Source organism: Methylobacterium sp. WL6 (assembly GCF_008040095.1).
GTDB lineage: Bacteria > Pseudomonadota > Alphaproteobacteria > Rhizobiales > Beijerinckiaceae > Methylobacterium.
In genome coordinates this window covers 1-5,982 of the sequence record NZ_VRVH01000275.1, presented here as the reverse complement: position 1 = coordinate 5,982, position 5,982 = coordinate 1, and the positions used below count along the sequence as shown (strand labels likewise).

The following is a 5,982-nucleotide window of genomic DNA, read 5'->3' as shown; positions in this document are numbered from 1 at the left end:
GGTCGCAGGCGGCGGCGATCGCCGCCCCGCCGCCGGTGCAGGCGCCCGCGATCGCCGCGATGGTCGGCACCCGCATCCGCTCCAGCGTGCCGAGCACCCGGTCCATGAAGCGCTCGTAGCCGAGCGCGTCCTCGGCGGTCTCGAAGCTGCGGAACTGGGCGATGTCGGTGCCGGCGGCGAACGCCTTCTCGCCGGCGCCGGTGATTACCAGCGCCTTGACCGAGGCGTCCTCCTGAATCCGCAGGCACTGCGTGACCAGGCCCTCGTACATCGCGAAGGTCAGCGCGTTGCGGGCGTGCGGCCGGTTGAGGACGATGCGGGCGATCGCGCCGTCCTGGGAGACCAGCAGCTCATCGGTCGGGGCGGCGTCGCTCATGGTGGAAGTCCTCTCCAATCGTCACGCCGTCGTCTCGCCCACGACGCCCGCCGCGATCAAGCCGTCGATCGCCGCCGCGTCGTAGCCGGCCCCGCGCAGGATCGCGCGCGAGTGCTCGCCGAAGAGCGGTGCCGGGCCGTGGACCTTGCCCGGCGTCGCCGAGAACTTCACCGGCAGCCCGAGCGTCGTCATCGTCCCGGCGCGGGGATGATCGACCGGGACCACCATCTCGCGGGCCAACGTGTGCGGGTCGCGGTGCATCTGGTTGACGTCGAGCACCGGCCCGGCCGGCACGCCGCCCGCCTCCAGGCGCGCGAGCCACGCCCCGGAGGTGGCGCCGCGGAAGAACGGCGCCAGCGCCTCGGCGAGGGCGATCCGATGCTCCATGCGCCCGGCGTTGAGGGCGAAGCGCGGGTCGGCGGCGAGTTCCGCGGCGCCGAGCACGTCGAGCAGGCGCAGCCAGTTGGTCTGGTTGGCCGCACCGATGGTGATCCAGCCGTCTTCGGTCTCGAACGCCTCGTAGGGGGCATTCAGCGGATGGGCCGAGCCCATCGGCCCCGGCGCGATCCCGGTCGCCATGGCGATCGCCGACTGCCAGTAGGTCAGGGTGATGCCGGCCTCGAACAGCGAGGTGTCGACCACCTGGCCGAGGCCGGTCTTGAGCCGGTGCGTGTAGGCGGCGAGCACCCCCATCGCCGCGAGGATGCCGGCGGTGATGTCGGTGACCGGCGGCCCGCACTTCATCGGCGGCTCGCCCGGCCCGGCGCCGGTGACGCTCATCAGCCCGCTCATCCCCTGCGCGACGAGATCGAACCCGGCGCGCTCGGCGTAGGGGCCGGAGCGGCCGAAGCCGGAGAGCGAGCAGTAGACCAGGGCGGGGTAGCGTTCGCGCAGGGCCTCGTAGCTCAAGCCCAGCTTCTCCATCGTGCCGGCGCGGTAGTTCTCGATCAGCACGTCGGCATCGGCGAGCAGGCGGTGCAGCACCGCCTTGCCGGCCTCGCTCTTAAGGTCGAGGGCGAGGCCGCGCTTGCCGCGGTTCATCATCATGTAGGCGGCGCTCTCGCCCTCGATCGCGGGCGGCACCGAGCGGCGGGTGTCGTCCCCGCCCGGGATCTTCTCGACCTTGATCACCTCGGCGCCCATGTCGCCGAGCATCAGGCCGCAGACCGGGCCCGCCATGATGTGGGCGAGCTCGACCACCTTGACGCCCGCGAGCGGGCCTTCGCGTCGGGTCTCCGTCATCGGCATCCCCTCAGCGCGCCGGAAGGGTCGCCCCCGGCGGGACGAGACCGGCCTCGGCCGGCTCCACGAAGGGCCGCTCAGGATGCATGGTGAAGGCGGTCGCCGCGCCGAGCAGGCACAGGCCGATCGAGCCCGCGAACGGCAGCGTCCAGTCGCCGGTCGCGTCGACGATGAGCCCGAACACGATCGGCGAGACGATCGCCGCCACCGCCGACCCGGTGTTCATCAGCCCGCTCGCGGTGCCGGCGAACTTCGGCGCGATGTCCATCGGCACCGACCAGATCGGCCCGATCACCAGCTCGGCGAAGAAGAAGCCCGAGGACAGCAGCAGCGCGACGTAGGTGAGGTCGCGGGTGAAGAACACGCCGGTCAGGCTCGCCGCCGCGCCGAGAAAGCCGATCACGACGATCGAGAGGCGCGCGAGCTTGAGGTTGCCGGTCTTCTCGAAGATCCGGTCGGAGAGCACGCCGCCCAGCGTGTCGCCGACGACGCCGGCGAAGAACACGCCCGAGGCGAACAGCGCCGAGTTCTTCAGGTCGAGGCCGTAGCTCTGCTTAAAGAAGCTCGGCAGCCAGCCGAGGAACAGCCACAGGGTCCAGCCGTAGCAGAAATAGGTGATCGTGACGGGCAGGATGCGCCTGGTCAGCGCGCCCCACGGCACCGACTGCTTGGCGCCGACCTTGCGCGGGGGCGGCAGCTGGTCGAGCTCGGCTCGGGTGATCGACTTGTGGTCGGACGGGTCGTCGCGGAAGTACAGGTACCAGACCACGACCCAGACGAAGCTGATCGCGCCGAGGATGACGAAGCTCGAGCGCCAGCCGAAATGGTAGATCAGGAAGGCGACGATCGGCGGCGCGACCGCGTTGCCGAGCCGTGCGAAGGCGTGGGTGATGCCCTGCGCGAAGCCGCGCCGTCCGGGCGCGGTCCAGTTCTGCATGGCGCGGGTGGCGGTCGGGAAGGTCGCGCCCTCGCCGAAGCCCAGCAGCACGCGGGCGAGGAACAGGCTGACGAGGCCGCCGACGAACCCGGTGAGGATCGTCGCCGTGGCCCAGATCAGGCCGCAGACCAGCAGCGTGCGCCGCGCGCCGAACTTGTCGCCGACCGAGCCGCCGATCACCTGGAAGATCGCGTAGGGGTAGGCGAAGGCCGAGAGGATCAGGCCGAACTGGGTGTTCGACATGCCGAGATCCTTGATGATCACGGCGCCCGCGGTGGCGATGTTCACGCGGTCGAGATAGGTGATGAAGTACATCAGGCAGAGCAGGAACAGCACGCTGTTCGTGGCGCTCAGGCGCTTGATCATGGCGTCGATCCTCCGGCAGGATTTTTGTCGCAGCCGCCTTGTGGCGGTCCTCGCCGGCACCCTGGCCTCGCGACCGGATGCGACGTTTCGCATTACGTATTCAGTACGCTCGGCCGATGCCGGAGTGCAACCGTCGGTGACAAAGACCCGGTTTTTTTCGCAGGCGCAATCCACCACGACGTCGGCCGACGGCGGCGTCGGGATGGCTCGGGCAGCGCGAGCGAGGCTGGGGCGGGTCGATCGCACCCGTGGCGGGCCGAGCACGGCACCGGACTGCGCGTCCCTCGCGCCGGGCTGAGGCAGCGAACGCGACGGTCGCGTCTCGCCGTCCCCGCTCGCCCTTCTCGTCGTCGGCTGGTGGCGAAACGAAAAACGGGGGCCGAAGCCCCCGTGCTAATCCGTGACGATGGTGGAGGGTTCAGGCCGTGGCGGCGCGCATGCCGTCGTTCGCGGCCGGGGTGGCCGACGGATCGAGCACCTTGCCGCGCGGGCCGACCCAGGTGCCGACCCACTTGCGCTGCCACAGGAACAGGCAGCCGAGCACGATCCCGGCGAAGACGGCGTAGACGACGAAGCCGGTGGCGAAGGCGCCGGTATACTGCTTCGAGAAGCCCATGACGTTCGGCAGGATCGCGCCGCCGAGCGCCCCGATCTCACCGATCATCGAGCCCGACACCGCGGTGTTGGTGGGGTAGCGCAGCGGCACGAGCTGGAACAGCGCACCGTTGCCGGCGCCGAGCGCGGCGAAGCAGAGCATGAACAGGATCGTGGTCGCGGCCAGCGACGGCGTCGCGGTCAGCGCCAGGAACGAGGCGATCGAGGCGAGCAGGACGACCGAGAGCACGGCGATGCCGCCGAGGCGGTCGGCGAAGTAGCCGCCGAGGATGCGGATGCCCGAGCCCATGAAGGCGGCGAGCATGGTAAGACGGCCGGCTTCGACCTTGGTCACCGCGAACTGCTCGTAGAAGAACGTCGGCAGGAAGTTCGACAGGCCGATGAAGCCGCCGAAGGTGATGACGTAGATCAGCGAGAAGGCCCAGCCGTCCTTGGTGAACAGGCACGAGATATGGTCCTTGAAGGACTGGTGCTCGAGATCCGGGGGCTCCTTGGCGAGGACGATCATCACGATGAGCGGGATCGCCATGACGCAGCCGGCAAAGCCGTAGACCGCTTGCCAGCCGTAGGCCTGGGCGAGCGGCGGCGCGAACAGCACGGCGAGCACGGTGCCGGAATTTCCGGCGCCGGCGATGCCCATCGCGAGCCCCTTGTGCTCCGGCGGGAACCAGCCCGAGCCGAGCGACAGGGCCACGCCGAACGAGGCGCCGGCGATGCCGAGCAGCACGCCCATGGCGAGCACGTCGTTGTAGCTGGAGATGAAGAAGAACCCGTAGGCCATCGCCAGCATGATGACGCTCATCTCGGTGATGGCGGCGTTCTTCCGGCCGATGTACTGGGCGAGCACCCCGAGCGGGAAGCGCATGATCGCGCCGGCGAGGATCGGCAGCGAGATCATGAACCCGGTCTGGGCCGGGGAGAGCTTATAGGTCTCGGTGATGAACGGCCCCATGGCGCCGTTGAGGACCCAGATCGCGAAGCAGAAGTCGAAGTAGAGGAAGGCGGCGAACAGCGTCGGGGGATGTCCCGACTTCATCACGGTCTTGAAGGAGGCCATCGTGGGTGCTCGTCTTGATCGGGCGGGCGCTCGGGCGCAGCCGCTCATGCCGGAGGAACCGGACTCACACCGTCCGCATTGCGAGGCTTCGTTGCCCAGCGTGCCGCGCATGGCGCAGCGCACCACCCCAAGCAGCAACCGTGCCAGACGCGGACGCGACGCCGGATGCCCCCGGCCTGACGAACCGGCGCTCCGGAGGGTCGGACCTTCGGGGTGCAATGGGCCCGGCGACGGGACGGGATGCGGCCGTCCCGCGAGCAGCCGATGCCGGGTTTCAGGGCAACGATGCCTGGGCAGGATGCGATCGCCGGAATCCGCCCAATCCACGGGCATCCCGTGCGGGTGCATGGCCCGCGGATCAACCGATCACGTCTCCGAGATCGGATGCCGGATCGCAGCCTCAATGGCAGGTGGTGATGGCCTTCACGATCCAGCCCTGCTCGGGCTGCCACAACTTGCGGCGGGCACGCGTGCAATCCGGCGGCGCGGTCCCCGCCGTCCAGGCGGCCTTCGGCTCGGACGCGTCCGGCTCGACGGTCTGGACCGGGCGCGGGCGCTCCGGACGCTTCGCGGCGTCCCGCGCGACGGCCGGGACCGCGACGACGCAGGCGAGCGCCAGGAGCGACGCCGCGAGGCGCGCGCGCAAGTTAGAAGCGGATGACACGGGTCGATGTCCGAAGATGGTGTGATCTGCGATACTGTTGGCGCCAAGACGGGCGACAAATCAATCGCGTCTCCGCAACTTGTCCCCGCTCTGCCGGGAACGATCGGGCATGGTAAAGGGCGGGTGCCGACGGGCGCCCGGATGCTGCGATCCAGCTCTCGCCTCCCGTTCCGGCCACGCGCCGGCTCTGCACTGCAGATCTCGCGACCCGACAGATTCCGGGAAGACGAGCGTGCGCTCGACGCCGACCGTTGCAAGGAATCGACGGCACGCGATGAAACGGCGTCCGGGACGCTGCGGAGGATGACGCGACGGGCCGGGACTTGCTAAGCCTTGAATCGTCACCACCGGATCGCGGCCGCCGCTGCACGACCACGTGACTCAAGGTTCCGTGCCGGCCCCGCGCCGACCCGGGGACCTCGGATCAAGGACGTTTCGAACCGCCATGTCGAATACCCTGCGAAGCCTTCTGCTCGTCGGCGCGATGACCAGCCTCGCGAGCCTGTCCGCGACCGCGCCCGGTCACGCCCAGGGACGGGGCACCCTCGCCTCGAGCGCCATCGACGGCGTCGGCGACGACGACCGCCTGTTCCAGGACCAGACCGGCGCGCTCTACCGCCTCCGCGCCGGCCGCTACGAGCCCTATGCCGGCCGCGTCGAGTTCGGCCGCGCCGTTCCCGATCGCGCCGCGACGTCCGAGCGCCGCCTCGCCCCCGAGCGCCAGC

The 5,982-nt window shown here is 69.9% G+C and carries 5 protein-coding genes and 1 pseudogene; 1 reads left to right on the top strand and 5 read right to left on the bottom strand.

The window, feature by feature from the left end; all coding sequences use genetic code 11:
• From FV230_RS23260 to FV230_RS23240, 5 genes are all read right to left on the bottom strand, one after another.
• The coding region (locus FV230_RS23260; RefSeq protein WP_187275594.1) for an enoyl-CoA hydratase-related protein at window positions 1-376 on the bottom strand (376 nt) is incomplete at its 3' end.
• A gap of 21 nt (window positions 377-397) precedes the next feature.
• On the bottom strand, window positions 398-1,618 hold the full coding sequence (locus FV230_RS23255; RefSeq protein ID WP_147844087.1) for a CoA transferase: 1,221 nt from the start codon (window positions 1,616-1,618) through the stop codon (window positions 398-400).
• A 10-nt stretch (window positions 1,619-1,628) separates the two neighbouring features.
• Complete coding sequence (locus FV230_RS23250; protein ID WP_147844086.1) at window positions 1,629-2,921, bottom strand: MFS transporter; 1,293 nt, start codon at window positions 2,919-2,921, stop codon at window positions 1,629-1,631.
• A 418-nt stretch (window positions 2,922-3,339) separates the two neighbouring features.
• Window positions 3,340-4,593 carry an MFS transporter gene (locus tag FV230_RS23245; protein WP_147728409.1) on the bottom strand — a complete coding sequence of 418 codons (1,254 nt, stop codon included), beginning with the start codon at window positions 4,591-4,593 and terminating at the stop codon, window positions 3,340-3,342.
• 400 nt (window positions 4,594-4,993) lie between these two features.
• Window positions 4,994-5,257, bottom strand: a complete 264-nt coding sequence (locus FV230_RS23240; protein ID WP_147844085.1) for a hypothetical protein — start codon at window positions 5,255-5,257, stop codon at window positions 4,994-4,996.
• Between the two features lie 445 nt (window positions 5,258-5,702).
• Here FV230_RS23240 and FV230_RS23235 point away from each other — a divergent pair.
• Window positions 5,703-5,982 (top strand): annotated as a pseudogene (locus FV230_RS23235) (hypothetical protein); the annotation flags it as partial.

What these genes read in the sequence shown, in the direction of transcription:
- FV230_RS23245 (WP_147728409.1), bottom strand. Translation starts at nt 4,593, where the DNA reads ATGGCCTCCTTCAAGACCGTGATGAAGTCGGGACATCCCCCGACGCTG.
- FV230_RS23250 (WP_147844086.1), bottom strand. Translation starts at nt 2,921, where the DNA reads ATGATCAAGCGCCTGAGCGCCACGAACAGCGTGCTGTTCCTGCTCTGC.
- FV230_RS23255 (WP_147844087.1), bottom strand. Translation starts at nt 1,618, where the DNA reads ATGACGGAGACCCGACGCGAAGGCCCGCTCGCGGGCGTCAAGGTGGTC.